Annotated in this window: 25 protein-coding genes and 2 tRNA genes; 16 read left to right on the top strand and 11 right to left on the bottom strand. The window is 64.4% G+C overall.

Annotation, left to right across the window (positions count from 1 at the left end; all coding sequences use genetic code 11):
* The first annotated feature begins 110 nt into the window (after positions 1–110).
* A complete protein-coding gene (locus BM083_RS23410) occupies positions 111–266 on the top strand; it encodes a hypothetical protein (protein WP_177197659.1) in 156 nt (51 codons plus the stop codon).
* A gap of 84 nt (positions 267–350) precedes the next feature.
* Positions 351–1136: an SDR family oxidoreductase gene (locus BM083_RS15515; protein WP_089870366.1), complete on the top strand. Its 786-nt coding sequence runs from the start codon at positions 351–353 to the stop codon at positions 1134–1136.
* Positions 1137–1145: 9 nt separating this feature from the next.
* Here BM083_RS15515 and BM083_RS15510 read toward each other — a convergent pair whose 3' ends face one another.
* Both BM083_RS15510 and BM083_RS15505 read right to left on the bottom strand, forming a co-directional pair.
* The gene (locus BM083_RS15510) at positions 1146–2159 is read right to left on the bottom strand and encodes a mannose-1-phosphate guanylyltransferase (protein ID WP_089870364.1); all 1014 of its coding nucleotides are present in this window, start codon (positions 2157–2159) and stop codon (positions 1146–1148) included.
* 44 nt (positions 2160–2203) lie between these two features.
* Complete coding sequence (locus BM083_RS15505; RefSeq protein WP_089870362.1) at positions 2204–2497, bottom strand: DUF7091 family protein; 294 nt, start codon at positions 2495–2497, stop codon at positions 2204–2206.
* A 144-nt stretch (positions 2498–2641) separates the two neighbouring features.
* Between BM083_RS15505 and BM083_RS15500 the strand changes: the two genes are divergently transcribed.
* The 6 genes from BM083_RS15500 (at position 2642) to BM083_RS15475 (ending at position 7793) form a co-directional block, all read left to right on the top strand.
* Complete coding sequence (locus tag BM083_RS15500) at positions 2642–3484, top strand: endonuclease/exonuclease/phosphatase family protein (RefSeq protein ID WP_089870360.1); 843 nt, start codon at positions 2642–2644, stop codon at positions 3482–3484.
* An 87-nt stretch (positions 3485–3571) separates the two neighbouring features.
* On the top strand, positions 3572–5305 hold the full coding sequence (locus BM083_RS15495) for an MFS transporter (protein ID WP_394327618.1): 1734 nt from the start codon (positions 3572–3574) through the stop codon (positions 5303–5305).
* 219 nt (positions 5306–5524) lie between these two features.
* Positions 5525–6460 (top strand): replication protein A, encoded by a 936-nt coding sequence (locus BM083_RS15490; protein WP_009366964.1) that lies wholly within the window; start codon positions 5525–5527, stop codon positions 6458–6460.
* Positions 6461–7075 (top strand): RPA family protein, encoded by a 615-nt coding sequence (locus tag BM083_RS15485; protein ID WP_049893700.1) that lies wholly within the window; start codon positions 6461–6463, stop codon positions 7073–7075.
* Positions 7076–7315: 240 nt separating this feature from the next.
* Complete coding sequence (locus tag BM083_RS15480; RefSeq protein WP_089870356.1) at positions 7316–7594, top strand: DUF8118 domain-containing protein; 279 nt, start codon at positions 7316–7318, stop codon at positions 7592–7594.
* Positions 7584–7793 (top strand): hypothetical protein, encoded by a 210-nt coding sequence (locus BM083_RS15475; RefSeq protein WP_089870352.1) that lies wholly within the window; start codon positions 7584–7586, stop codon positions 7791–7793. The genes BM083_RS15480 and BM083_RS15475 overlap by 11 nt, the downstream gene beginning before the upstream one ends.
* A gap of 24 nt (positions 7794–7817) precedes the next feature.
* On the opposite strand, the gene hutH is transcribed toward BM083_RS15475, so the two are convergent.
* Genes hutH through hutU form a run of 4 tightly spaced genes read right to left on the bottom strand, consistent with a single transcriptional unit; the run spans position 7818 to position 13329 of the window.
* A complete protein-coding gene (gene hutH / locus BM083_RS15470) occupies positions 7818–9410 on the bottom strand; it encodes a histidine ammonia-lyase (protein WP_089870350.1) in 1593 nt (530 codons plus the stop codon).
* A complete protein-coding gene (hutI, locus tag BM083_RS15465; protein WP_089870348.1) occupies positions 9400–10623 on the bottom strand; it encodes an imidazolonepropionase in 1224 nt (407 codons plus the stop codon). Before hutI ends, hutH begins: the two co-directional genes overlap by 11 nt.
* Positions 10616–11593, bottom strand: a complete 978-nt coding sequence (hutG, locus tag BM083_RS15460; RefSeq protein ID WP_089870346.1) for a formimidoylglutamase — start codon at positions 11591–11593, stop codon at positions 10616–10618. The genes hutI and hutG overlap by 8 nt, the downstream gene beginning before the upstream one ends.
* On the bottom strand, positions 11590–13329 hold the full coding sequence (gene hutU / locus BM083_RS15455) for a urocanate hydratase (RefSeq protein WP_089870344.1): 1740 nt from the start codon (positions 13327–13329) through the stop codon (positions 11590–11592). Before hutU ends, hutG begins: the two co-directional genes overlap by 4 nt.
* An 88-nt stretch (positions 13330–13417) precedes the next feature.
* On the opposite strand from hutU, the gene BM083_RS15450 reads away from it, so the two are divergent.
* Positions 13418–14077: a helix-turn-helix domain-containing protein gene (locus BM083_RS15450; protein ID WP_089870342.1), complete on the top strand. Its 660-nt coding sequence runs from the start codon at positions 13418–13420 to the stop codon at positions 14075–14077.
* A 13-nt stretch (positions 14078–14090) separates the two neighbouring features.
* Here the strand turns inward: BM083_RS15450 and BM083_RS15445 are convergent, their stop codons facing one another.
* Entirely contained in the window at positions 14091–15551 is a 1461-nt protein-coding gene (locus tag BM083_RS15445; RefSeq protein ID WP_089870340.1) for a YjiH family protein, read from the bottom strand.
* Between the two features lie 151 nt (positions 15552–15702).
* Between BM083_RS15445 and BM083_RS15440 the strand changes: the two genes are divergently transcribed.
* A complete protein-coding gene (locus BM083_RS15440) occupies positions 15703–16107 on the top strand; it encodes a DUF8146 domain-containing protein (protein WP_009366953.1) in 405 nt (134 codons plus the stop codon).
* Here BM083_RS15440 and BM083_RS15435 read toward each other — a convergent pair whose 3' ends face one another.
* A complete protein-coding gene (locus tag BM083_RS15435; RefSeq protein WP_009366952.1) occupies positions 16108–16563 on the bottom strand; it encodes a DUF5814 domain-containing protein in 456 nt (151 codons plus the stop codon).
* A gap of 142 nt (positions 16564–16705) precedes the next feature.
* Here BM083_RS15435 and BM083_RS15430 point away from each other — a divergent pair.
* Positions 16706–16778: transfer RNA gene (locus BM083_RS15430), tRNA-His, on the top strand.
* Between the two features lie 222 nt (positions 16779–17000).
* Here the strand turns inward: BM083_RS15430 and BM083_RS15425 are convergent.
* Positions 17001–17477, bottom strand: a complete 477-nt coding sequence (locus BM083_RS15425; protein WP_089870338.1) for a cupin domain-containing protein — start codon at positions 17475–17477, stop codon at positions 17001–17003.
* 51 nt (positions 17478–17528) lie between these two features.
* The gene (locus tag BM083_RS15420) at positions 17529–18716 is read right to left on the bottom strand and encodes a M50 family metallopeptidase (RefSeq protein ID WP_089870336.1); all 1188 of its coding nucleotides are present in this window, start codon (positions 18714–18716) and stop codon (positions 17529–17531) included.
* A gap of 95 nt (positions 18717–18811) precedes the next feature.
* Between BM083_RS15420 and BM083_RS15415 the strand changes: the two genes are divergently transcribed.
* A complete protein-coding gene (locus tag BM083_RS15415; protein ID WP_089870333.1) occupies positions 18812–19192 on the top strand; it encodes a cupin domain-containing protein in 381 nt (126 codons plus the stop codon).
* On the opposite strand, the gene BM083_RS15410 is transcribed toward BM083_RS15415, so the two are convergent.
* Positions 19178–19387, bottom strand: coding sequence for a DUF8106 domain-containing protein (locus BM083_RS15410; RefSeq protein ID WP_089870331.1), 210 nt, complete (start codon positions 19385–19387; stop codon positions 19178–19180). The genes BM083_RS15415 and BM083_RS15410 overlap by 15 nt on opposite strands.
* Before the next feature lie 186 nt (positions 19388–19573).
* Between BM083_RS15410 and BM083_RS15405 the strand changes: the two genes are divergently transcribed.
* The 4 genes from BM083_RS15405 to BM083_RS15390 all read left to right on the top strand — a co-directional run bounded on the left by BM083_RS15405 (position 19574) and on the right by BM083_RS15390 (position 25353).
* On the top strand, positions 19574–21631 hold the full coding sequence (locus tag BM083_RS15405) for a DEAD/DEAH box helicase (RefSeq protein ID WP_089870328.1): 2058 nt from the start codon (positions 19574–19576) through the stop codon (positions 21629–21631).
* Positions 21632–21769: 138 nt separating this feature from the next.
* Positions 21770–23287 carry an aldehyde dehydrogenase family protein gene (locus BM083_RS15400; RefSeq protein ID WP_089870326.1) on the top strand — a complete coding sequence of 506 codons (1518 nt, stop codon included), beginning with the start codon at positions 21770–21772 and terminating at the stop codon, positions 23285–23287.
* Between the two features lie 99 nt (positions 23288–23386).
* Entirely contained in the window at positions 23387–25213 is a 1827-nt protein-coding gene (locus BM083_RS15395) for an SLC13 family permease (RefSeq protein WP_089870324.1), read from the top strand.
* A 67-nt stretch (positions 25214–25280) separates the two neighbouring features.
* Positions 25281–25353 (top strand) — tRNA-Pro (locus BM083_RS15390).
* The last annotated feature ends 263 nt before the right edge of the window (positions 25354–25616 follow it).

Raw genomic sequence — 25616 nt, 5'->3', positions numbered from 1 at the left:
ACCTGTTGATGGCCGTTCTGTCGGTCTCTACTCCGTCTCGAACCGGTTTCACCAGCGTCACATTGATACTCCCTGCCACGTGAGTCGGTTCGTAGGAACTGATTCGAGCGATGACGAGTTCACACGAGAGAGTCAGCGTCTTGGTCGCCCTCGAGTTCGTCGTGATGGGTTCGATACTGCTGTTCTTGATACCACTTCGGGACGCACTTCCGTTCGTTCCGCTGCTACTGGTCCTCGCACTCGCCCTCTACAAGCACTACTCGTAGCCCGTTCGGGTCGTCCCACCACAGTCGACGTGGACTGTCGAGTCGAGACGCACACTTTAGTCACCCCACCGAGACACCCAACGCATGAACCTCGAACTGGAGGACGACGTCGCACTCGTCACCGCGAGTTCCGCCGGACTGGGTTACGGAAGCGCCGAATCGCTCGCCGAGGCGGGCGCGAACGTGGTCGTCTGTGGTCGTGACGCCGAGAAACTCGCCACTGCCGAGACGGCGCTCGAAGGTGTCGGCACGGGTCGCGTCGTCGGCGTCGAAGCCGACATCACCGACCCCGACAGCATCGAGAACCTCGTCGAAGTCACCGTCGACGAGTTCGGCGGTATCGACCATCTCGTCACCTCTGCCGGCGGTGTTCCGCCGGGCACGTTCGACGAGCTGACCGAGAAGGAGTGGTACGGCGCGTACGACATGCTCGTGATGAGCGTCGTCTGGACGGTCAAGACGGCCGCTCCCTACCTGAAACAGAGCGAGGCGGGCACCGTCACCTGCATCACCTCGACCAGTGTGCAGGAGGCTATCGACGGCCTCGTCCTCTCGAACGCCGTCCGCCGGGGCGTCATCGGCCTCGTGAAGACGCTCGCTCGGGAGTACGCCCCGAACGTGCGTGCCAACGCCGTCCTGCCCGGTGCCCACGAGACGGCGCGTATCGAGGAACTCGTCGAGGATTCGGTCGACCGTGGCGAGTACGACAGCTACGACGAAGGCCTACAGAGTTGGGCCGACGACATTCCACTGGGTCGCGTCGGCGACCCGCGCGAACTCGGCGACGTCGTCACGTTCCTCGCCAGTCGCCGCGCGAGCTTCGTCAACGGCGTCGCCCTCCCTGTCGACGGTGGGCGACTGCGGAGTTAGACTAGTAGACTAAAACCGCCCTTCCTGTTTCAACTGCGACACGACTTCGCGCACGCGCTGTGCGTCCTCTTTCGGCACGACGAGCACTCGGTCGTCCCACGCGACGACGGCGAGGTCAGAGACGCCGACGAGCGAGACGTGTTTGTCGTCGCTCGCGACGACGGTGTTCTCGCAGTCTACCGTCAGCGACTCGCCGAGTGCGACGTTCCCGTCCTCGTCGGCGTCGAGCACGCGTTCCAGTGCGTCCCACGACCCCAAGTCGTCCCACGTGAACGTCGCCGGGACGACGGCGGCGTGGTCGGCACGTTCCATCACCGCGTAGTCGATGCTCACCTCGGGAACGTCGTCGAAGCCACGCTCCTCCTCGCCCGCGTCGAGTGCGTCGACCAGCGGTTCCAGCGGCGAGTCGCGGGCCGCCGACAGCAACGACTCCGGCGTCCACGCGAAGATACCCGCGTTCCAGTAGTAGCCCGCGTCGACGTACTCACTCGCCGTCTCGACGTCCGGTTTCTCGTGGAACGCCGCGAGGTCGAAGTAGGACTCGCCGTCGAGCGACTGCTCTGCACCTGGCTCGATGTAGCCGTAGCCCGTGTCGGGTCGGGTCGGGTCGACACCGAACGTCACCAGCGCGTCAGTCTCGCTGGCGACTCGGGCGCCGCTGGTGGCTACCGACTGGAAGTCACCGTCGACGGTGTGGTCGCTCGGCACCACGAGCACGACGCACTCGCCGACTTCCTCTCGGATTCGGTGTGTCGCGTAGACCAGCGCCGGGCCGGTGTCTTTGGCGACGGGTTCGGTGATGACCGCGGCGTCGGGCGCGTGGTCGGCAATCTCGTCGGCGAAGTCGGGGCGCGTCGAGACGAAGGTGTGGTCGGCGAAGTTTACTCGGTCGGCGGTCTGTGCGAGAAGCGAGTCGTCGCCGACGAGCGAGAGGAACTGCTTGGGGCGGTCGGCGCGGCTAGCCGGATAGAGTCGAGTGCCGGTGCCGCCGGCGAGAACGAGTGCGACGAGCGGTCGGTCCATACCGGACTCTCAGTCGGACGCTACAAAGTCCCGCCGCCCGCGGACTACCACGTTTCGACGACGCCTTCGCGAACGTCCTCGGCACAGCCTCGGCAGTCGGGGTGGTCGGGGTCGAAACAGGCCGGATGTCCCTCGCTGTCGACGGGGACGGCACGCTTCTCGGCGTAGCGACGACAGACGAGACGGGCGTTCCCCTCGTCGTCGCGGGGCAGGTCGAAGTCGACGCCGCCGTCGCTGGCCTCGTCTTGGCCCTCTCGGTAGGCGCTTCGTGCCTCGGCGTAGCGCCGCCCGGCGGACCGGAACGTGGTGCGTACGAACCGTTCGAACCGCTCGTCCATGTCTCGGTGTGCGCTCGCCGAGGGCAAAGGTCCGTCGCCTCTCCTCGGTGTGTCGAACGCTTCGGCGGACTTACAGCCAACAGTATAAGTTGGTGAAGCCCCCACACCGCGATAGATGCGGTTCACCACGCCCGGAGGTTCGAGATGAACGACGAGAGCGAGACTGCCCCTCACACCCCTGTCTCTCCCGATTCGGCCGACACGCTTCGCGTGATGACGTTCAACGTCCGCTACGACACCGACGAGGACGGTGACCTCGCGTGGCCGTATCGGAAAGAGCGGGTCGCGAGCGTGATTCGGTTCCACCGGCCCGACGTCGTCGGTCTGCAGGAACCGCTCGAACACCAACTGGCCTTCCTCCGAGAGCAACTGCCCGCCTACGACTGGGTCGGCGTCGGCCGCGTCGACGGTGAAGACGAGGGCGAACACGGCCCGGTCGGGTTCCGTCGCGACCGATTCACCCTCCGCGACCACGACACGTTCTGGCTGTCAGAGACACCGAACGTCCGCGGAAGCAAACATCCGGAGGCCACGTACCCGCGGATGGCGACGTGGGCAGAACTCCACGACGAGCAGACGAACCGGACGTTCGTCGCCTGCAACACGCACTTCGAGCACGCCAGTGCGACGGCCCGCGAGGAGAGTGCGGGCATCCTCCGACGCCGACTCTCGGCCGTCGCGGGCGACCTCCCGGCCGTCGTCACCGGCGACCTGAACTGTACCGACACCAGTCGTCCCTACGAAATACTCACTACCGCCGACGGCGACGGCCGCCGCCTGTTCGACGCGCAGTTCTGTGCCGAGTACGGCCACCACGGCCCGACGATAACGTTCAACCGGTTCGACGGTGCGACGGAGAAGATAGACTACGTCTTCGTCACCGACGGGTTCGGCGTCTTCCAACACGCCGTCGTCGACGACCACTGGGACGGTGCCCCGCCGTCTGACCACGCGCCCGTCGTCGCCGACGTGCGATTCGACGAGTAAGCGACGGCTGAACCGTCCGTTTCTCGCTTCTTGCTCCTCGTGCGAACAGCCATAGTGGTTGATAGTAGTTGAACCCGATACTGCTGTATGTCTTCCCCATCCGACACGACTCGTCCGACGCCCGGCGCGGGGACGGAGGAGTCCGATAGCTGGTTGCGTCACTGGGGGCCAGCGATTGCAGTGAGTCTCGCCATGTTCGTCGGCGTCATCGACTCGACGCTCATGAACGTCGCGATCCCCGCAATCGTCCTCGACCTCGACACGACCGTCGCGGTCGTTCAGGGTGCCATCGCGTTCTACTCGATGGTCATCGCCGCGCTGATTCTCCCCGGCGGGAAACTCGCGTCGATGTTCCCCATCCGCCGACTGCTAAGGGTGACGTTGGTCGTCTACGGCATCGGCACGCTCCTCGCGGCCGTCAGTTGGAACGTGGTCGTCCTCTACGTCGGGTGGTCGTTCATCGAGGGTGCCGCCGCCGCCGTCCTCCTGCCGCTGACCTTCACCGTCCTCATCGTGAGCTACGAGGGGCGAGATAGGGCCAAGGCGCTCGGTATCCTCGCGGGCGTCAACGCCACTGGGACGGCGGTCGGTCCGATCCTCGGTGGGGCGCTGACCACGTTCGCGAGTTGGCGCTGGGGGTTCGCACTGGAGGTACTCGTCGTGCTCGTCACGCTCTGGTTCGTCCGTTACCTCCCCGACACCCGCCTCAGCGACGAACCCGAACGGTTGGACCTCGGCGGCACGGTGCTCTCTGTCGTCGCCGTCGTCGCACTGGTCGCGGGGTTCATCTTGAGTAGTCGATACGGATGGCTGCTCGCCCGCCGACCGTTCGCCCTCGGCGGCGTTCAGTTGAATCCCTTCGGGACGTCGCCGACGGTGTGGCTGGTCGGGTTCGGGTTGCTCACGTTCGCCGCGTTCGTCCAGTACGAGCGGCGGGTGGCAGAGCGTGGCGGTTCGCCGTTGGTCCCACTGTACCTCCTGCGGAACGCGCAGTTGACCGCCGGCGTCGCGACGAACACGATTCGGTCGCTCGTCCTCGCTGCCTTCATCTTCGTCATCCCCGTCTTTCTCCAGTCGGCCGTGGGCTACTCCGCGTTCGAGGCTGGACTCGCCATGTTGCCGTTCTCTGCTGCCACACTCGTCGCGTCGACGCTCACCACCGGGTGGCGACAGCACGTCTCACCGCGGACGCTCGTTCAAGCCGGGACTGTGTTGATGGGCGTCGGACTGCTGTGGCTCGTCGTCCAGACGAGTCTCTCGCTGACGATTCTGCAACTGGTGTTGCCGATGGCGACGTTCGGTCTCGGCCTCGGACTCGTGATGGCCCAACTCATCGACATGACGCTCTCTGCGGTCGACACCGTCGACTCCTCGGCCGCCTCGGGCGTGCTGAACGCGACGTCGATGCTGGGCTACGCGCTCGGAACTGCCGTCGTCGGCGCGTACTTGCTCAGAGGGTTCTACGAGAACGTCGTCGACGGGGTGCTGAGCGCCACGGGAACGCCCATCTCACAGGGCGAGCGAAACGACCTCGTCGTGGCACTCGAAGATGCACTCGAGACGGCGACCGCAGAGAGCCAACAGGCGTTCTTGGCGCAGTTGACGCCGACGCAGCAGGAGGTCTTGCGTGGCGTCTTCGACGCTGCGATGCTCGATGCACAGCGCGGAACGCTCCTCTTACTCACACTGCTCGTCCTCGTGATGCTGCTCTCGACGACGCTGCTTCCACAGCAGCATCCGGTCTCGACGCCGCCGTCGCCGCACCCCGACTCCTCGGTGACGCCGTCGCTCGACACCGACGGGTCGACGACCCAGGAGTGAGCCTCGGACGGTCGACAGTCGGCCGACTCGACGCTTCGTAGACGCCTTTCAGAACCCCCGTGGCTAGCGCATTCCGCACGCTCCAAACCCCGTCAGACATACGACTGACGACTCCACCAACTCGATTTCACTTTCACCGAGTGCCGATGTTTTTATACCATCGGGAACCAACCGACGTATGCCTCTCGTCGAAAACTCAAGCAGAGGCAGTGAGACCCTATGACAGACCTGCGAACCCACGCAGCGGAGATTGCGGAACAGTTCTCGGACCACCTAGACGTCAGCGTCGACGAAGTCGAGGAGCGACTGGACAACCTCGTCAACGAGTACAAAGTCCCCGTCGAGGAGGCGCGCCGAAGCGTCACCAACAGCTATCTCGACGAGGCCGGCCTCGAACGCGACGCCATCGCCGGCGGTGCCGGCGGGAGTCAACTCGTCGAACTCGCCGACATCGCGGAAGACGAACAGTGGGTCGACCTCAAAGTGAAAGTCGTCGACCTCTGGGACCCCGGCCACGAGTCCATCGCACAGGTCGGACTCGTCGGCGACGAGTCCGGCACGATGAAGTTCGTCGCCTTCCAGACGTCCGAACTCGAAACGCTCGAAGAAGGGAAGGTGTACAGCCTCCAGAACGTCGTCACCGACGAGTACGAGGGCAACTTCTCGGTCAAACTCAACCGGACGACGACCATCAGTGAACTCGACGAAGAGATCGAAGTCGGCGACGACAACGCCACCGTCGAAGGCGCACTCGTCGACATCCAGAGCGGCAGTGGCCTCATCAAGCGCTGCCCCGAGGAGGACTGCACGCGCGTCCTCCAGAACGGTCGCTGTTCGGAACACGGCAACGTCGAAGGCGAGTTCGACCTGCGTATCAAAGGTGTCCTCGACGACGGGACCGAAGTCCACGAAGTCATCTTCAACCAGGAGATGACCGAGGAACTCACCGGCGTCACGCTCGACGAAGCGAAACAGCAGGCGATGGACGCACTCGATACCACCGTCGTCGCCGACGAGATGCGAACGATGGTGCTCGGTCGCTACTACCGCGTCACCGGCCCGACCTTTGGTCGGTACGTGCTCGCCGACGAGTTCGAAGAACTGAGCGGTCCAGCCGATGCCGAAGCGGTCCTCATCAAAGCGAGGTCGATGTAAATGAGTCAATCAGTCCCTTCCCGAGAAGTCGCCCGACGCGTGTTCGCCGAAGAGTTCAACGACGCCGGATACACGTTCAAAGAGTCCGACGACGAGCGTGCGCCGGTCTACCTCTTGCTCCCAACCGGGGAGCGCGCGAACCGCGTCTTCGTCGTCGGAACGCTGACCGAGAAGGAAGACGTCGGCGAGGACTCCGAGTACTGGCGCGGCCGCATCGTCGACCCGACGGGGACGTTCTTCGTCTACGCGGGTCAGTACCAGCCAGAGGCCGCGAGCGCGCTGCGTGAACTCGACGCCCCCTCGTACGTCGCCATCGTCGGCAAGCCACGGACGTTCGAGACGGACGACGGTTCCATCAACGTCTCCGTCCGACCCGAGTCCATCACCGAAGTGAACGCCGCGACGCGCGACCGATGGGTCGTCGAGACGGCCCAGCGGACGCTCGAACGCATCGACTCGTTCGACGACGAAGGTAACGAGTACGCTCGCATGGCCAAAGAGCAGTACGACCTTCCCACCGACGCCTACAAGCAGGCTGCCATCGGGGCGCTCGAAAGCCTCGACACCGAGACCACCGACGAACTCGCATCCGACGCGCCGGAGCCAGAGCCGTAAGACGGCCACTCCGGGCGCGGATGCACCCACGCCCACGTATCGAGTCGTGACGGCGACGTGAGCATCTCACGCTGACGTCGGCGACGCGACTCGCGACGATTTGTCGTCCACGAGCAGCGCGTATCGACTATCGAATCGACAGAATCCGAAGAATCCGACAGAAACCGGCGTCACGGGTCGACGTAGAATCGAAGTCGCCCGGGTGTTGCAGCACCCAGACGCCGGGCCCCAGGTAAACACATGAGCCCACTCTCCGTTACCCGCGGAATCACACAAGAAGGTACCGACAGACCGAACGACCAACAGGCCGACAAAAATCGCCGAATCACCGGACCGCACGACGGTCGCGACAGCGACGGCACGTTCGACCACCGCTACTGGCGCTGTGAGCACTGTGGCTTCGAGAGCGCCGACCCAGCACTCAGAACCGGATGTTTCCGTTGCGGCGTCGGCGGCAGAGATGCCACAGACGACGAAGCCGACGGAACCGACGAAACCGGAGGCGACGATGCCCAGTGACCGCACCTCCCCGAGCGGCGGGTGGCGCGATGTCGCCCGCGAACTGTGCGCGGACGGCGGCGTCGACCACGAGTTCGAGGGTGACTCGACCGACTCACCAACCCTCGAACCGTGTCCCGACTGCGGCCGGATTCCTGGCGTCGACGGTGACGACCTGTGTTGTGAGGTCTATCTCGCCCGCCTCGAATCCGGCGCGTAGTCCTCACTCACGTTCTTCACTTATTCACTCCAGCGACTCGCTCAACACCGAGTCGAGTCGCTCGTCCAATAGGCCCCCGTCGACCAGCGCGTCCACCGCCTCGATGTCTGGATGCGGCGGCCGGTCGTCGGTGAGTGGCGGGACGACGTCGCGGACACTCTCGTAGACCGCTCCCGTCCCGGGCGCGTGTGCCAGTTCCTCGTCGACGAACTCCGCGGCCTGTGCCGCACAGAGGAGTTCGATGGCGACGACGGTTCGGACACGTTCCGTCACGCGCCGCGCGGCGAACGCCGACGTCGCACTCATGCTGACGTGGTCCTCCTGGCCCCCGCTGACGGGCGTGCTGTCCATCGAGGGTCGACCCTCCGAGCGACACTCGTTGAGGAGCGCCGCGGCGGTGTACTGCGGAATCATGTACCCCGACTGGAACCCGCTGTCTTCGGTCAGGAAGGGTGGCAGATGCGGTTCTTGGAGGTTCGGGTTGACCATCCGGTCGACGCGACGCTCCGAGATGGCCGCGAGTTCGGTGAGCGCGTTGACAGCGTAGTCGAGACGGAGCGCGAGCGGTTCGCCGTGGAAGTTCCCGCCCGAGATGACCGCGCCGAGGGCCGTCCCGCTGGCGCGTTCGTCGACCTGCTCGCGGGGAAAGACCAGCGGGTTGTCGGTGACGCTGTTCAGTTCGACTTCGACGGCCTCGCGGAGATGTGACACGGCGTCGCGGACCGCCCCGTGAACCTGCGGAATGCAGCGGAGTGCGTAGGCGTCCTGCACCCGGTCGCAGTTGCGGTGCGATTCGACGATTTCGGAGCCTTTGCAGAGTCGCTTGATGTTTCGGGCGGTCGCCTGTTGGCCGGCGTGGGGCCGTACCGCGTGGATGGCCGGGTCGCAGGAGGCGGTTGTTCCCATCGTCACCTCCGTCGTCAGTGCGCCACCGGCGTCGGCCGCACGGAGGACGCGCTCGGCGTCGACGACGACCATCGCGGCCAGTCCGACGGACAACTGCGTCCCGTTGATGAGCGCGAGTCCCTCCTTCGCTCTGAGCGTCAGCGGTTCCAGACCGGCGGCCGCGAGTGCTTCGTCCCCCGGGAGTCGCTTCGTCGTTCCACCGTCACCCTCCACGATGGCTTCTCCTTCACCCAAGAGCACGAGTGACATGTGCGCAAGCGGCGCGAGGTCACCGCTCGCGCCGAGGCTCCCACGAGACTTCACGACGGGGTGAACGCCTTCGTTCAGCATCGCGACGAGGTGGTCGACGACGACTTCGCGGATACCCGAGTAGCCCTTCGCGAGTGCGTTGATTCGGGTCACGAGCATCGAACGGACCTCTTCCCGACGAAGCTCTCTATCCGCACCGGCGGCGTGACTTCGAACGAGGTTCGTCTGCAACTGGTCGACCTTCTCACGCGGAATCTGGGTGTCGACGAGTTCGCCGAACCCGGTGTTGACGCCGTAGACGGGGTCGCCGCTCTCGACGATGTCTTCGATTCGCTCGCGGGAGGTACGGATGGCCTCGCGGGCGTCGGCGGCGAGTTCGACCGTCGCACCGTCGCGGGCGACGGCCACGACGTCTTCGACGGTAAGCGAGTCGCCGTCGAGGACGACCGTCTCACTCTGCATGGACTACCTCACCCTCTTTGAGCACGGCCGACACGGGGTTGACGCCGAAGTTGTACGGGATGTGTCGGTACGAGGGTGCATCGAGGACGACGAGGTCCGCGGGTGCGCCCTCGCGGAGCGTCCCCAGCCCACCCGTTCGATTTAGTGCGCGCGCTCCGCCTTCAGTTCCGGCGACGAGCGCCTCTGCAGGAGTCAGTTTCATCCCGACACAGGCCAGCGCGACGGCAAAGGGCATGCTCTGTGAGTAGCAGTTCGGGTTGAAATCCGTCGCGACGGCTATTTGGCCTCCTGCATCGACGAACGACCGCGCGTCGGCGTACGCCTCGCCGAGCGAGAAGGCCGTTCCCGGCAGGAAGACTGGGGTCACGTCCGACTCGGTTAGCGTGTCGACGTCGCTGTCGTTGGCCTGCAAGAGGTGGTCTGCACTCGCCGCGTCGAGGTCGGCGGCCAGTCGTGCACCGCCGATGTGGACGAACTCCTCGGCGTGGACCTTCGGCGTCAGACCGTGTTCGACGCCCGCTTCGAGGACCCGCCGGGACTGCTCGACGGAGAAGACACCCTCCTCGCAGAAGACGTCACAGAACTCGGCGACCCCCTGTGTTTCCACTGCAGGGAGTTGCTCGGAGACGACTTCCTCGACGTAGTCGTCGGTGTCTCGACCGTCGGGGACGGCGTGTGCGCCCATGAACGTCGCGACGACGTCGACGGGATGCTGCTCGTCGGCGCGCCGAATTGCGTCCAACATTCGGAGTTCGGTGTCGGTGTCGAGGCCGTAGCCCGACTTGACCTCGACGGTCGTACTACCGTGCGAGAGCATCGTGTCGAGATGCGAGAGGAGGTTCTGGAGGAGTTCGTCGTCGCTCGCCTCGCGAGTCGCACGAACGGTCCGGAGGATGCCGCCCCCTTCGGCCATAATCTCCTGATACGTCTTGCCGCGCAACTTGGCCTCGAACTCGTCGGAACGGTCGCCCGCGAAGCAGGCGTGGGTGTGCGAGTCGACGAACCCCGGAATCACGCTCCGGCCCGTCGCGTCGACAGTGTGGCGCGCGTTTTCGGCTGGGTACTCGCGGACGATTTCGTCACTCGGACCGACGGCGACGACGTGGCCGTCTTCGACGGCGACGGCGGCGTCTTCGAGGCAGTAGAGGGGGGCCTCTCCCTCGCCAACGACCACCTCTGCGGCGTCGTGGACGACGGCGGTGAGTTCACTCATGATGCCCTCCGTTCGCCGCGTATCCACTTAGGAAGTGGGCCACGGCACGGGCACCGGCCGCCGTCGTCATCCCCTCTCTGTCGAGCGGTGGTGCGCACTCGACGACTTCGAAGCCGGCGATTCGGTCGTCGCTGGCGAGTCGTCTGAGGATGGAGAACAGTTCACGAGTGGTGAGACCGCCAGGCGTCGGTGCCGACACGCCCGGAGCGGCCGAGGCGTCGAGGACGTCCAAGTCGACGCTGACGTAGACGTGCTCGACGTCGCCGAGGGCGTCGAGTGCGCGGTCTGCGGCGGCGAGTGGGTCTGAACCGACCTCGTCGGCAGTGACGATTTCGCCGCCCTGCTCTTCGACGTACTCGGCGTAGGGCGTCGACGTCTCGAAGTGCCGCGCGCCGAGACAGGCGTAGCCGTCGAGTCCGGCCTCGAACAGTTGCCGGTACGGGGTTCCGCTCGTCGCGTCGTCTCGCACCTCTCGGACGTCGAGGTGGGCGTCGAGGTTGACGACGCCGACGCTACCCTCGTCGAGAAGTGGTGCGACGTTCGGGTAGGTCAAGGAGTTGTCGCCGCCGAGGAAGACCGGGAGTGCGTCGAGTGCGTGGACTCGGTCGGTCGCCTGCCGGACGAGATTCTGGATGCCGCCGACCGTCGCGTTCGCCGAGCGGTCGTCGAGACGGACGAGGTCGGCCACGTCGCCGAGGTCGGCGACGGTCGAGTCACGACCGACGGCACCCGTCTCGAAGTGGTTGGTCTTGACGCCCGCGAGGGCTTCCCGGAGCGCCGACGGTCCCGCTTTCGCACCGCGGCGACCGATGACCGCCCGGTCGACCGGTTCGCCGACGAGGACGACGGTGGACTCGTCGCCGTCGGCGACGTCGTCGATAGTGGTCTCTCGAACGACGTGACCGAACTGTTCGTCGTTCGGGTCCGAGGAGGTACCGTGCCACTCGAACGTGTGCGTGAACTCGGTCATTCGTGGTCCCGCATCGGAACGGCGACGTTCGACTGCTCGGCTTCGTCCAGTGCCTCCTCGTAGCCGGCGTCTGCGTGACGAATCACGCCCATCCCGGGGTCGGTGGTGAAGACGCGTCGGGCCTTCTCGGCGGCGAGGTCGGAGCCGTCGAGGACGACGTGGTTGTTCGTGTGCAGCGAGTTGCCGATGCCGACGCCGCCGCCGTCGTGGACAGAGACGATGTCCGCGCCCGCCGCGCAGTTCAGGAGTGCGTTGAGGATGGGCCAGTCGGCGACGGCGTCGGTGCCGTCTTTCATGGCCTCCGTCTCGCGGTGGGGGCTGGCGACGCTCCCCGCGTCGAGGTGGTCGCGGGTGACGACCACCGGTGCGCTAATCTCGCCGTCACGGACGAGTTCGTTGATGCGGAGTGCGAACTTCGCACGTTCGGTGATTCCCTCTTCGTCCGTCGAGTAGCCCAGCCAGCAGACGCGACTCGGGAGACCTTGGAACTCGACCTGTTCGTGCGCGAGGTCTATCCAGCGCCCGAGATGCTCCTTCTCGGGGAACAGTTCTCTGACCGCCTCGTCGGTGCGGTGAATGTCCGCGGGGTCGCCCGAGAGAGCGACCCAACGGAACGGTCCCTTTCCGCGGCAGAACAGCGGGCGAATGTACGCCGGGACGAATCCGGGGAAGTCGAACGCATTCGTCATCTCTCTGTGCTCCTGCACCTGCCCGCGGATGTTGTTGCCGTACTCGAAGGTCACAGCACCGCGCTCTTGCAAGTCGAGCATCGCCTGCACGTGCCGCTGCATCGTGTCGAGGCTCTCCTCGACGTATCGGTCGGGGTCGTCTTCGCGGAGTCGGTCTGCCTCTTCGACGGTGTAGCCCGATGGGTAGTAGCCTTCCAGTTCGTCGTGGGCGCTTGTCTGGTCCGTCAGGAAGTTGGGGACGAAGTCGCGTTCGAGCATCCCTTCGAGCACGTCGGCGGCGTTCGCGTGGACCGCGATGGAGTACGGTTCGCCCTTCTCGGCCGCCTCACGGGCTTTCTCGATGGCCTCGTCCAAGTCGTCCGTCCGTTCCATGCAGTAGCGCGTCTCGATGCGCCGGTCGATGCGATGCTCGTTGACTTCGGCGGCGATGCACACGCCGTGGTTCATCGTCACTGCGAGCGGTTGTGCGCCGCCCATCCCGCCGAGGCCGCCGGTGACGGTGATCGTGCCGCGGAGTCCGTCGTTGTCCGGGAACTGCTGTCGACCCGCCTCGGCGAGCGTCTCGTAGGTTCCCTGCAGGATTCCTTGCGTGCCGATGTAGGCCCACGACCCCGCGGTCATCTGGCCGTACATGATCTTGCCCTCGGCTTCGAGTTCGTGGAAGTGCTCCCAGTTGTCCCACTTGCCGACGAGATTGGAGTTGGCGATGAGCACGCGCGGGGCGCGTTCGTGGGTCGTGAACCGACCGACCGGTTTCCCCGACTGGACCAAGAGGGTCTCGTCGTCGTCCAACTCACGGAGTTCACCGAGGATGGCGTCGTAAGCGTCCCACGAGCGGGCCGCGCGACCGGTGCCGCCGTAGACGACGAGGTTCTCCGGGTCCTCGGCGACGTCGGGGTCGAGGTTGTTGTTCAGCATCCTGAGCGCCGCTTCCTGCCGCCACCCCTTGCACTCGATGTCGGTGCCGGTCGGTGCGCCCTGATACCGCCGCCACTCGGGGCTAGGCGTTCCGAATCTGTCCGTCGTGGAGGTGTGTTGCTCGCTCATCTCTACCTACAGAGTGTGACGGATACCCAAAGACGGTGAACCCCGCCTATGGTGGTGTATTTATATGTGGGCGCGGAATCTGTGTTCGATGTACGAGGCGACGTTCCGTATCCCCGACGCCGGGTCCTACGCGGCCGCGACGGCCGACTCGGACGCCCGAATCGAACTCTGGTGTAACGACCACTGCGACCTGCTGCACGTCACGAGCGGCGGCGACCGAGACGCCGCGGCGACGGTCGTCGAACGCGTCGAGGAACTGGTCGGCGTGCAAGACCGACTGGAGACGGCGGAGGAACTCGTGCTCGTCACGGCCGACTGCCTCCAGTCACACGACCCCTCACACGTGGAGAGGTATTTGGCCCGACACGGCTGTCTCCTCTTGCCGCCGCTTCGGTACGCCCGGGGGGCGAAACTCTGTCGCGTCCTCGCGCTCGACCCCGCGGCGCTCTCGGCGTGTTACCGTGACCTCGTCGAGGACGGCTACCGCGTCGGCGTCGACTCCAAGCGCGAGATATCGTCGGTTCGGCAGGACGCGCCGCTGCTCTCGCTCGACGACGCCTTACCGACGCTGACCGAGCGGCAGCGCGAGGTGCTCAAGACTGCCTTCGACGCGGGCTACTACGAGATTCCGCGGCGAACGACGACCGAGGAGATTGCCACGTCGGTCGGCGTCGAACGGCGGACGGCCGAAGAACACCTCAGACGGGCGGAGAACAAGATTCTCGACGCGCTGGTCGACTATCTCTGAGCTACCTAGCTACCTAGCCGAGCAGCCCGAGTGCGGCGACCAGATGCGTCATTGCGGCGACGAGCGGCACGAGAATCGCCGTCCGGAGGGCGAACAGCGCGACGAGGTCACGGAACCGAATGGGGACGTCGCGGAACATGTCCATCGTCATCGGGCCGACGCTGGAGAAGAAGATGAGTTGCGAGATGGCGAGAACCGCGACGAAGAAGCGCGCCATCGGTTCGGCCCCGTCGACGAGGAGGACGGGGACGTACATCTCGGTGATGCCGACGATAGTGGCCGGAGCGACGGTTTCGGGGTTCGGGATGCCGAGTGCGTCGATGACCGGGACGAGCGGTGCGCCGAGGATATCGAAGGTGGGCGTGTACGCGGAGACGAGGACGGCGGCGAGACCGACCGCCAGAATCGTCCCGAGGACGAGACTCGTCAGCCTGAGACCGTCGACGAAACCGCGCGTGGCCGCCGAGCGGAAGCTGTCCCCCTCCTGGGCCTGTGCTGCGGCTTCGCTGAGTGCGAAGCGGAGGTAGTCGACGGGACTCCCCGAGAACGGTATCTCGGGGTCAGGTTCGGCGATATACTCCTCGGGCATCCGACTAATCGGCGGCACTCGGACGAGGATGACACCACAGACGACGACGGAGACGAAGTACGCGAGGAAGATGACCGGGAAGATATCGAGCATGCCGACCGTCGCGGCGACGACGCCGACGAACCCGATGCTGACGGTGGAGAAACAGGTCGCGATGGTGAACACGTCGCGCTTGTGGTAGCCACCGCGCTCGAACACGTTGCGGGTGACGTAGAGACCGACGCTATAGGACCCGACCCACGAGGCGACGCTGTCGAGGGCGGCCCGTCCGGGGAGGCCGAACAGTGGTCGCATGAGCGGACGGGTGAGCGTCCCGACGAACTCCAACCCGCCGAGTTCGACGAATATCGTGACGAACACCGCGCCGAGCGGGATGATGACGCCGACGCTGTAGATGAGCGTGCTCCACATGAACTCGCCGATGCCCGGTGCCCAGAGCCACCCGATGTCGTAGCCGCCTATCGATTCGAGGTGGAAGAACATGACTGGGGCGACGACTGCGCCTGCAACCCGAAGGAGCCAGAACACGGTCGAACTCTCGAAGGCCGAGAGGTCGACACCGAGCGAGAGGACTCCACGGCGGTCCAGTTCGGCGAGCGTCGTCAGCAGTCCGCCGGCGACGATGATGCCGAAGACGTACACGCCGACGGCGTTCGGAAACGCCGCGACGATGGCGTCGACGGCGACGTCGAACGGGACGGTCACCTCGCCCTGCCACGGAATCGGGAGGAGAAAGAAGAAGCCGCCGAGTGCGAAGGCGAACAGAAACTTCGCCACTGCGCTCCGGTCGTACTCGTGCAGTTCGATGTCGTCGATGTCTTGCGTCGCCGGGTCCGCCTCGACGGTCCAGACGCGCTCCTGTGAGTTTTGGGACTCGGTCGCCATGTCTGTGAACACGGTTGTGAATGACTCACAAAATACGACCCCCACCAGGTGCGGGAGGATTTATCAGTGTCTCCGGATTTCGAGGGCGAATCGGCTTCTCGGACTCGTCTGACAAACGATTAAGTGGTTGGCTGGTCGAGTGAGCACAACGATGGGCAACAAAAACAAGACCATCTCGTTTCGGGTCAACGAGGACGCCTTCGAGACCCTTCGGGAGATTGCCGAAGAACGCGACATCTCGCTGTCTGCGGTCTTTCGTGACTACGTCGACACACTCGTTGCCCACGACGGCCAAGTACGAATCGTCCCCGAGCACGAACTCGACGGACTCGACGACGGCGACGAACCGAGTTTCCCGCCGAAGATAGAGGTGCCGAAGAGTTTCGTCCGCGAACACGAGCGCCTCGAACTCGAAGCCGACCACCTCCGCGAGCAGTTAGAAGAGTACAAACGCTACGTCACCCACCTCCGCGAGCAACTCGACGACGAAGAGGAGGTCATCTTCCTCGAAGACTTAGACGAGGAGAGCGACGAACCGCAGTTCCGTCTCGGCTAGTTAGCCACTCAGTTCGCGCTTCGCCGTCGACGCCTTCTCCTCCATCTCTCTGTCCCCTTCGACGCCAGCGAGGGCTTCGACCGCTTCGAGCGTCCGGACCGACTGGTCGAGAAAGGAGAGGATGTCACCCGAGTAGGCGTAGAGCATGTACTCGTCGGACATCACGTCGACGATAGCGTCGGGGCCGAGTCCCTGTGCGCGGAGTTCCAGGAGATAGCGGATGAACTTCCGCTCGGGGTGGCCGCAGTAGGGGTTGTCCTCGCAGTCGCAGTCGAGGAAGTCCTGTGCGAAGTCGAGGACGCGCTCTTGGGTGGCGTCGTCGAGTTTCGTCAGGCCCTCGCCGGTGAACACGAGGTCCAGCGTCGCCCCCTTGAACGCCCCTTTCGGGATGTTCGCCTCTAACTGGGAGGCGATCTGGCGGTGGTTCTTCAGGTAGATTTTGTCCGTGATGGCCACGCTTGTGGGAGGATAGGGCAGTGTGCCTGAAAAGCACCCCGCTTCTGGAGATTGTGTCACTGCCTTCGAGCGTGCGGAATCGACACACACGAACGCGGAAGTCGTAACGTATTTGAGCGAAACGGGAGTAGCACTGGGTGTGTCCGGGTTGGGGTAGTGGACCATCCTTCAGCCTTGTGGAGGCTGAGACGCGGGTTCGATTCTCGCACCTGGACCTTCTTCCGAACGCCACTCGGTGAGCGTGTGCTCGCGTCAGCGAGCACCGCGAACAGACAGTACGTGAGGAGAAGTCCGTACGAAGAGAATCGAAGCAGGGAGGTCGCGCACAGCGAACGGTAGTGAGCGAGCACGTCCGACCGTGGTTCGATTCTCGCACCTGGCCCTCATCTCTGTGTTCCACGCAGAACCTCGGTCTGCTTCGATTCTCGCCGCCCCACTCACCACTCCGCACGCGGCGGTGGATTCTCCAGCAGACAGTCACACTCAGGGCATCGAAGGTTGTCCCCCTCGCCGCCCGCGACGACGCGCATGTCCTCGTGTCCACACTTGGGACACTCCTTCGGAACGCGAACGTCGGTGGTCTCGCGCGGTGCGCCTATCGCGAACACGACGACCTCGGCGTCGCTAGCGTTCTTCCCCGACTGAAACTCACCGGGTGCGAACCGAATCGCTTCGCCGTTGCGGACGACGACGTCGTTGTCTTCCGTTTCGAAGGTGAGTTCGCCGTCGACGACGACGAACACCTCCTCTTGGTCCGCGTGGGCGTGAAGACCGGTCGAGAGGCGTTGTCCCGGAGCGAGTCGATACTGGTTCAGTGCGACGTCGGTCGTTCCGAGCGGGTCGGACAGGCCGCGACGGTCGAGTTCGGTCTCGAACGACGTCGACGCCACGTCGTCGATGACGACTGTGTCCATACGTAGCCAATCGACCGATATCGAAAAATGGGTTTGGGGCAGGACAGTCGCCTATCGCACGTCCGACGGCGACGACCGCTCACCGACCGCATCCGTGGCCGACACGGGGTTGAGCGACCCGGTCGTCTGGATGATGTCGAAGGCGGTCATGAGGTCGGTTCGCGACACCAAGCCGATGAGTTCGCCGTCGACGTCGATGACCGGCAGTCGCCCGACGTTGTGCTCTTGCATCGCCGCCAGCGCGTCCATCGCACCGGCGTCTGGCGTGATACTCGTCACGTCGTCGGACATGACGTCCTCGACGCGGTAGGCGTCGCGTTCGACTTCGTTGACCCCGCGGGCGTCGTTGAGCGTCACCATCCCGACGAGGTTGCCGTTTCGCATCACCGGATAGCCGGTGTGGCGTTCGCGGAACATCTGCTCCATCAACTCGGCGACGCTCGTCTGTTCGGTGACCGTGTGAAGGTCCTCGCGAGCGGTCATGATGTCGCGGACGACGACGTTCTCGAAGGCCGCCTTCATCACCGTCTGCTGGGCTTCACTGGAGGCACCGATGTAGATGAAGAAAGCCAGTGCGATGAGGAACAGATTCGTGAAGAGGCCGAAGATACCGAGGAGGAACGCGAACATCTTCCCGACTTCGGCGGCGATCTGCGTCGCTCGCGCGTGCGGTCGGTTTCGGGCGAGGAGTGCCCGGAGGACACGTCCGCCGTCCATCGGGAACCCGGGGAGCATGTTGAAGACGGCGAGTGCGACGTTCGTCATCGCCAGATAGCCGAGGACGAACTTGACCGCCGCTTGGCTGTTGGGGACGACGAGAAAGCCGACGAAGGAGACGACGCCGACGAGGACGCTCACGATGGGGCCGGCGACGGCGATGTAGAACTCCTGTTTCCAGTCTTCGGGAATCTCCGTGAACCGAGCGACGCCGCCGAACAGCCAGAGCGTGATGGACTCGATTTCGAAGCCGAAGTTCCGGGCGACGAGCGAGTGACCGAACTCGTGGAGGAGGACGCCGAGGAAGAGTCCGAGGGCGGCAGCGATGCCGATGACCCACGACATCGGACTGGTGGTGAGTGGTCCCGCCTCGATACTTGACCCGAAGAGCCCGTTGATGGCACTTGTGAGGTTTCCGACGTCCGCCCCAATGAGGTACGCGAAGAACGGCAACACTAGGAGGAACGTGAAGTCGAGTTTGATGGGAATACCGAATACAGTCCCGATGCGAATGCCTCGCATACCCCTACTAGCCGGCCCGGACTCTTAAGTCCGGTCACGTCAGTCGCGGCGCTGTCGGGGATAACGCTTACTCGGCCCCCGCCGTAGACGAGACTATGGGTGACACAGGTTCGAAGCCAGTCGTCAAACGTGCACGCGACGTCGAGTACGAATCGGTCGGTGCGGCCGACGGAATGTCGAAAGCCGTTCTCATCGACGAGTCCGACGGCGCACCACACTTCGCGATTCGTCGGTTTCGGCTCGAAGCGGGTGCGTCCGTCCCGAAACACACCAACGAAGTCGAACACGAACAGTACGTTCTCGCGGGTGAGTATACGGTCGGAATCGGTGAAGAAGAGTACACCGTCGCTGCGGGCGATTCACTCCTCATCCCTGCTGGGACGGTTCACTGGTACCGAAACGACGGCGAACTGGAGGGTGCGTTTCTCTGTGCGGTTCCGAACGGCGACGACAGTATCGACTTACTCGACGAGTGACTCCGCCGGCCGTCGCGTGACGTCCGACGTACACTCGGGACAGACGTAGACTGACTCGGCGAGGTCGTCGGTGCTGTCGTGTCGGTTATCGATTCGCCAGTCACCACCCAACGGACTCTCGTGGCCACACGTCGGGCAGATGAGGACCATCTTCGGTGGACGAGCGTGTGGGTCTCGTCCGATGTTACTCGACATTCACTTTGGTATTGTCTCTGAAAGCGTAAATATCTGTCTGATTTGGAGAATTATCCGATTGTTCGTGTTAGTCATTGTCTGTGTGGTGCCAATCTGTGTAGTTTGACACCACGTCACTCGACACGGCGTTCGTCACTCGCCTACGGTATCGTGCCTCTGAAATACCCCGTCCACGTATCGTGACACGTGTCTCAGCAGGTCGCACAGGTGGACACTCTGTTCCTCCACGAACTCGGTGACAGATTTCAGGTCGTGGTCACCCGCGACGGTGAGCGTGTCTTCCGCGGCGTGCTCGAACTGAAAGAGACGAACGCTGGCCCCCGCCCCGGGAAGTTCCGGAAGAAAGACGGGTCGAGCGAGAAACCGCGGAGTCCCGACGAGTTCGTCGAACTCGCTCGGAGCGCCGAGCGCATCCGCATCTCCGACCACACCTCGAAACCGGGCCGCGCGGAGCTACAGGAGATGCTCGACGGCTACCAGTTGGAGGCGCTCGTCGTCCGGACGTGTCGGTACTGCGCCGGCAACGGTCGGTACTCCCCGATTACCGAGGACACCGCCATCAAGGCCGACCGCGACTACATCTGTCCCGACTGCGCGACCCGCGAACTCGAACGCGAACTCTCGTTCAAAGGCGGTCTCACGGGGGCCGCACAGGACCGACTGGAGGACCTCCTCCTCGACGTGCAGGACCTCGACCGCATCACCAACCTCCTCAAGGGTGACCTCGACCCCGACCTGACGAAGTTCGACGAGATCGGCGCAACCGTCGACGACGTCGACCCCGTGCGGACGGCCGACCTCGACCTCCACCCGAAGCTACAGAACCAGGTCGAAGGCCGCTTCGAGACGCTGCTTCCCGTCCAGAGTCTCTCGGTGCGAAACGGTCTGTTCGACGGCGACGACCAACTGGTCGTGAGTGCGACGGCGACGGGGAAGACGCTCGTCGGCGAACTCGCCGGTGTCGACCGAGCGCTGAAAGGACAGGGCAAACTGCTCTTTCTCGTTCCGCTCGTCGCCCTCGCCAACCAGAAACACGAGGACTTCAAGAAACGCTACAGCGACCTCGGGTTGAACGTCACCATCCGCGTCGGCGCGAGTCGCATCAACGACGACGGCAACCGCTTCGACCCCAACGCCGACGTCATCGTCGGCACCTACGAGGGTATCGACCACGCCCTCCGGACGGGCAAAGACCTCGGCGACGTCGGCACCGTCGTCATCGACGAAGTTCACACCCTCAAAGAGGACGAACGCGGCCACCGCCTCGACGGGATGATTTCGCGGCTCAAGTACTACTGCGAAGAGCGCGCGAAGAAGCGCGACGGCTACGACGGCGCGCAGTACGTCTACCTCTCGGCGACCGTCGGTAACCCCGAGTGGCTGGCCAAACGACTGCGGGCGACGCTCATCGAGTTCGAGGAGCGGCCCGTTCCCATCGAACGCCACCTGACGTTCGTCGATGGCCAAGAGAAGAGCAGAATCGAGAATCGTCTCGTCAAGCGCGAGTTCGACCGAAAGTCTTCGAAGGACTTCCGCGGGCAGACCATCATCTTCACCAACTCCCGGCGACGGTGTCACGAAATCTCCCGGAAGATAGAGTACTCGTCGGCCCCATACCACGCAGGGTTGGACTACGGCCGCCGGAAGAAGGTCGAGCGGATGTTCGGCGACCAGGAGATTGCGGCCGTCGTCACCACCGCCGCCCTCGCCGCCGGTGTCGACTTCCCGGCCTCACAGGTCGTCTTCGACTCGCTGGCGATGGGTATCGAGTGGCTCTCGGTCCAGGAGTTCAGTCAGATGCTCGGCCGTGCGGGTCGACCTGACTTCCACGACCGGGGTATCGTCTACATGCTCGTCGAACCCGACTGCCGCTACCACGGTAGCATGGACATGACCGAAGACGAGGTCGCCATCAAGTTGCTCAAAGGCGAGATGGAGGACGTCCGGACGCGGTACACCGAGTCTGCCGCCGTCGAGGAGACGCTGGCGAACATCACCGTCGCCGGCAAGCGGGCCAAGCGCCTCAACGACCGGATGCTCGGCGACATCGACACCCAGCGGTCGGTCGGCCGCCTTCTGGAGTGGCAGTTCATCGACGGGCTGAAGCCGACGCCGTTGGGTCGAGTCGTGACCCGGCACTTCCTCTCGCCGAAGGACGCCTTCCGGATGCTCGACGGGATTCGAACCGGACTCGACCCCTACGACATCGTCGCCGAGATGGAACTCGCCGAGAACGAATCGTAGGTATCGACGTTCGGGTTCGCGGATACGTGGCCGGAACCGTCTTGTGCCGCGTCTTCCGGAGCTAAAAGCCACACGCTCACCCTCCGCATCACCGCCACCCGGTGGCTCTTTTCTACACGGCCCCAACTCCGAGCTACGATGTCCGACACCACCGAGTCGACGGCAGTCGCACTCGCTCCGGACGACGACTGGACCAGTCTCTACATCGACGGCGAACGCGACGTCGACGGGGAGACCATCGCAGTCGAGAACCCGACGACTCGCGAGCCGTTCGCCGAAGTCCCTCGTGGGAGCGTCGACGACGTGAACGAGGCGTACGAGACGGCGGCCGAGGCACAGGAGGCGTGGGCCGAGCGCTCGCCCGCAGGACGCGCTGAAATCGTCTCGAAGGCCGTCGACGTACTGCACGAGAACCGCGAGGAAGTTAGCCAACTGCTCGCCGTCGAGTCGGGCAGTAGCCGTGTGAAGGCGCAAGCCGAGTTCGGGAACGCGGCGGGCGTCACGAGCGAAGCCGCGAGTTTCCCGAACCGGATGGGTGGCGACTACAAAGACTCGAACATCGCGGGCAAAGACAACATCGTCAAGCGCGAACCGATGGGTGTCGTCGGCGTCATCTCGCCGTGGAACTTCCCGCTTCACCTGTCGATTCGGGCCGTCGCTCCCGCGCTGGCGACGGGGAACACTGTCGTACTCAAGCCCGCTTCGAACACACCCATCACGGGTGGGTTGCTCCTCGCTCGCATCTTCGAGGCTGCGGGGCTTCCAGAAGGCGTGCTGAACGTCGTCACGGGCAAGGGCTCCGACATCGGCGACCGGATGGCTGGCCACCCCGAGGCCGACGTCGTCGCGTTCACCGGGTCGACGCCGGTCGGTCGACAGGTAGCGAAACAGGCCGTCGACAACCTCGCGCTCCCGGCGATGGAACTCGGCGGGAACGGCCCGCACGTCGTCCTCGAAGACGCCGACGTCGACCAGGCCGTCGACGCGGGTGCGTTCGGGAGCTTCCTCCACCAGGGACAGATCTGTATCTCTATCAACCGCCACCTCGTCCACGAGTCGGTGTACGACGAGTACGTCGAGAAACTGGCCGAGAAGGCGGCGTCGCTCCCCATCGGTGACCCACGCGACGAGGAGACGGTCGTCGGCCCCATCATCGACGAGTCACAGCGCGACGAGATGCTAGAGTACGTCGAGGAGACGGTCGACGCGGGTGCGACGCTGGAGACGGGCGGCGACTCCGTCGTCCCGGACGGTGTCGACGTCGACGACGCCGACAGCCTGTTCGTCCAGCCGACGGTGCTCTCGGAGGCGACGAACGAGATGGCGGCCGCGTGCAACGAGCACTTCGGTCCCATCGCGCCCGTCATCCCCTTCTCCGACGACGAGGAGGCGGTCGAACTCGCCAACGACACCGAGTACGGTCTCGCCGCGTCGGTCTTCTCGGCAGACCGCGGGCGTGCCGAGGACGTCGCCGACGACGTCGACGCCGGGATGGTCCACCTCAACGACATGCCGGTGAACGACGAACCGCACGTCCCGTTCGGCGGGATGAAGGCGTCGGGTATCGGCCGGTTCAACGGTGAACACGTCTTAGAGGAGTTCACTCAACCGAAGTGGGTCAGCGTCCAGCGCGAACCACGAGAGTACCCGTTCTAACGGTCGGTCTCCGCTCGAATCGGCCGCCGACGTTCGGTTTCCCACACCCTTTTGCCGACTGGTGCCGTCGAACACGCCGTGGTAGCGATAACGCCGGGAATGGTCGTCGTCTTCGCAATTATCCTCCTCGCGTTGCTGTTCTTCGCGACGGAACCCGTCCCGGTCGACGTGACGGCCATCGGGGTGATGGTCGCGCTGATGCTCGTGCCTCCGGTATCGGGCCTTCTCGTCTCGCTTGGGCTCCTCTCGGCACCCATCGAGACGATTACACCGGAGCAGGGTATCTCGGGGTTTTCGAGCGCCGCGACGATTACGGTGCTCGCGATGTTCATCCTCAGTGAGGGCGTCCAACGGACCGGCGTCGTCCAGATTCTCGGAGCGAAGATTTCGACGCTCACGGGTGACAGCGAGACGAAACAGTTGGGTGCAACTATCGGCGTCGTCGGCCCCATCTCGGGGTTCATCAACAACACTGCGGCCGTCGCTATCCTGCTGCCGATGGTGACAGACCTCGCAGAGCGGGGGAAGACGTCGCCGTCGAAACTCTTGATGCCGCTCTCGTTCGCGTCGATGTTCGGCGGGATGCTCACGCTCATCGGGACGTCCACGAACATCCTCGCCTCGCAGTTGTCCGAGCGACTGGGCGTTGGCGCGTTCTCGATGTTCCAGTTCACCCAGTTAGGACTCGTCGTCTCGCTGTTCGGAACGGCCTATCTCCTGACCGTCGGTCGATATCTCATCCCCGAGCGCATCAAACCGCAGGTCGACCTGACCGAGGAGTTCGAGATGGCCGACTATCTCACCGAGGTCACGGTCCGTGCGGACTCGCCGCTTGTCGGTCAGCAGGTCCAGACGGCGCTCGTGGAGACGGAGTTCGACGTCGACCTCATCCAACTCATCCGTAACGAGGAGGTGTTCCTCGAACCCCTCGGGCCGAAGCAGATTCAGGCGGGCGACGTCTTCGCCATCCGGACCGACCGCAACACACTCGTCGACTTGCTGGACGTGGAAGGGTTGGACCTCGTACCCGAGGTGACCGTCGACGAGGCCGAACTGGAGGTGGCGAGTGGTGGGCAGAACCTCGTCGAAGTCGTCGTCGCACCGGGGTCGTCGCTCGTCGGCGAGTCGCTCGCCTCGGCGTCGTTCCGTCAGCGCTACAACGCCACGGTGCTCGCGCTCCGGCGCGGTGGCGCACTGATTCGTCGCCGGATGGACAACATCCCGCTTCGCGTCGGCGACACGCTGCTCGTCCAGGCGACGACGGGGAGCATTGAACGTCTCGACCAGAACCGTGACTTCATCGTCGCCCAAGAGGTCGAACGCCACGACTACCGCGACTCGAAGATTCTCGTCGCCGTCGGCATCGTCGCCGCCGTCGTCGGTCTCGCCGCACTCGACTTCGTCCCCATCGTCGTCTCGGCGCTCGCGGGCGCACTGGCGATGGTCGCCACCGGATGCTTGAAACCCACCGAAATCTACGACGCCGTCCAGTGGGACGTCATCTTCCTCCTCGCAGGTGTCATCCCACTCGGCATCGCCATGGAGCAGACCGGCGCGGCGACGCTCCTCGCGGACTTCGTCGTGCTGACGGCGGATTTCCTCCCGCTGTTGGCCGTCTTGGGCGTGTTCTACGTCGTCACTGCCCTCCTGACGAACGTCGTCAGCAACAACGCCAGCGTGGTCCTGATGATTCCGGTCGCCTTCGAGGCGGCAGTGACGCTCGGTGCACGACCGCTCTCGTTCATCCTCGCCGTGACGTTCGCGGCGAGTACGGCGTTCATGACGCCCGTCGGCTACCAGACGAACCTGTTCGTCTACGGTCCCGGCGGCTACCGCTTCACCGACTACATGCGTGTCGGCGCGCCGCTGCAACTGCTGTTCGCCGTCGTCACGACGCTCGGCATCGCGTTCTTCTTCGGCCTCTGACCGTGAGGCTGACACGCATACAGCGGAACGAAACGCTTTACAGGTGGTGCGGGTATGATGTAGATACGGGATCGTGGGTTAGCCTGGTATACTTCGGGCCTTGGGTGCCCGTGACCCCGGTTCAAATCCGGGCGATCCCATTTCTGATGCGAGTCATCCACTGAGCACCGTCGAGCGATAGCGAGGCGTGTGCGAGTACGAATTCGACTCGCATCTGTCTGGATGACCGCGGATTTGAATCAGGGAACGAAACGAGCGTAAGCGAGTGGAGTGACCGTGGTTCAAATCCGGGAAACGCTATCCATTGTACTTCCCTCTGTGGATGGTGACGCCTTCGCAGCGTCAGCGTCCTCCTGTAAAACACGAAAAAATCCCCGACGACGACACCGCGTCGGCAGCGATT

Source organism: Halogranum rubrum, from assembly GCF_900114455.1.
GTDB lineage: Archaea > Halobacteriota > Halobacteria > Halobacteriales > Haloferacaceae > Halogranum > Halogranum rubrum.
Note: the sequence above shows the minus strand (reverse complement) of the source record. Positions and strands in the feature narration are given on the sequence as shown.

Bases quoted from the DNA above. Each gene is read 5' to 3' on its own strand.
- BM083_RS23410 (WP_177197659.1), top strand. From the start codon at position 111: ATGACGAGTTCACACGAGAGAGTCAGCGTCTTGGTCGCCCTCGAGTTC.
- BM083_RS15515 (WP_089870366.1), top strand. From the start codon at position 351: ATGAACCTCGAACTGGAGGACGACGTCGCACTCGTCACCGCGAGTTCC.
- BM083_RS15510 (WP_089870364.1), bottom strand. From the start codon at position 2,159: ATGGACCGACCGCTCGTCGCACTCGTTCTCGCCGGCGGCACCGGCACT.
- BM083_RS15505 (WP_089870362.1), bottom strand. From the start codon at position 2,497: ATGGACGAGCGGTTCGAACGGTTCGTACGCACCACGTTCCGGTCCGCC.
- BM083_RS15500 (WP_089870360.1), top strand. From the start codon at position 2,642: ATGAACGACGAGAGCGAGACTGCCCCTCACACCCCTGTCTCTCCCGAT.
- BM083_RS15495 (WP_394327618.1), top strand. From the start codon at position 3,572: ATGTCTTCCCCATCCGACACGACTCGTCCGACGCCCGGCGCGGGGACG.
- BM083_RS15490 (WP_009366964.1), top strand. From the start codon at position 5,525: ATGACAGACCTGCGAACCCACGCAGCGGAGATTGCGGAACAGTTCTCG.
- BM083_RS15485 (WP_049893700.1), top strand. From the start codon at position 6,461: ATGAGTCAATCAGTCCCTTCCCGAGAAGTCGCCCGACGCGTGTTCGCC.
- BM083_RS15480 (WP_089870356.1), top strand. From the start codon at position 7,316: ATGAGCCCACTCTCCGTTACCCGCGGAATCACACAAGAAGGTACCGAC.
- BM083_RS15475 (WP_089870352.1), top strand. From the start codon at position 7,584: ATGCCCAGTGACCGCACCTCCCCGAGCGGCGGGTGGCGCGATGTCGCC.
- hutH (WP_089870350.1), bottom strand. From the start codon at position 9,410: ATGCAGAGTGAGACGGTCGTCCTCGACGGCGACTCGCTTACCGTCGAA.
- hutI (WP_089870348.1), bottom strand. From the start codon at position 10,623: ATGAGTGAACTCACCGCCGTCGTCCACGACGCCGCAGAGGTGGTCGTT.
- hutG (WP_089870346.1), bottom strand. From the start codon at position 11,593: ATGACCGAGTTCACGCACACGTTCGAGTGGCACGGTACCTCCTCGGAC.
- hutU (WP_089870344.1), bottom strand. From the start codon at position 13,329: ATGAGCGAGCAACACACCTCCACGACGGACAGATTCGGAACGCCTAGC.
- BM083_RS15450 (WP_089870342.1), top strand. From the start codon at position 13,418: ATGTACGAGGCGACGTTCCGTATCCCCGACGCCGGGTCCTACGCGGCC.
- BM083_RS15445 (WP_089870340.1), bottom strand. From the start codon at position 15,551: ATGGCGACCGAGTCCCAAAACTCACAGGAGCGCGTCTGGACCGTCGAG.
- BM083_RS15440 (WP_009366953.1), top strand. From the start codon at position 15,703: ATGGGCAACAAAAACAAGACCATCTCGTTTCGGGTCAACGAGGACGCC.
- BM083_RS15425 (WP_089870338.1), bottom strand. From the start codon at position 17,477: ATGGACACAGTCGTCATCGACGACGTGGCGTCGACGTCGTTCGAGACC.
- BM083_RS15420 (WP_089870336.1), bottom strand. From the start codon at position 18,716: ATGCGAGGCATTCGCATCGGGACTGTATTCGGTATTCCCATCAAACTC.
- BM083_RS15415 (WP_089870333.1), top strand. From the start codon at position 18,812: ATGGGTGACACAGGTTCGAAGCCAGTCGTCAAACGTGCACGCGACGTC.
- BM083_RS15410 (WP_089870331.1), bottom strand. From the start codon at position 19,387: ATGTCGAGTAACATCGGACGAGACCCACACGCTCGTCCACCGAAGATG.
- BM083_RS15400 (WP_089870326.1), top strand. From the start codon at position 21,770: ATGTCCGACACCACCGAGTCGACGGCAGTCGCACTCGCTCCGGACGAC.
- BM083_RS15395 (WP_089870324.1), top strand. From the start codon at position 23,387: ATGGTCGTCGTCTTCGCAATTATCCTCCTCGCGTTGCTGTTCTTCGCG.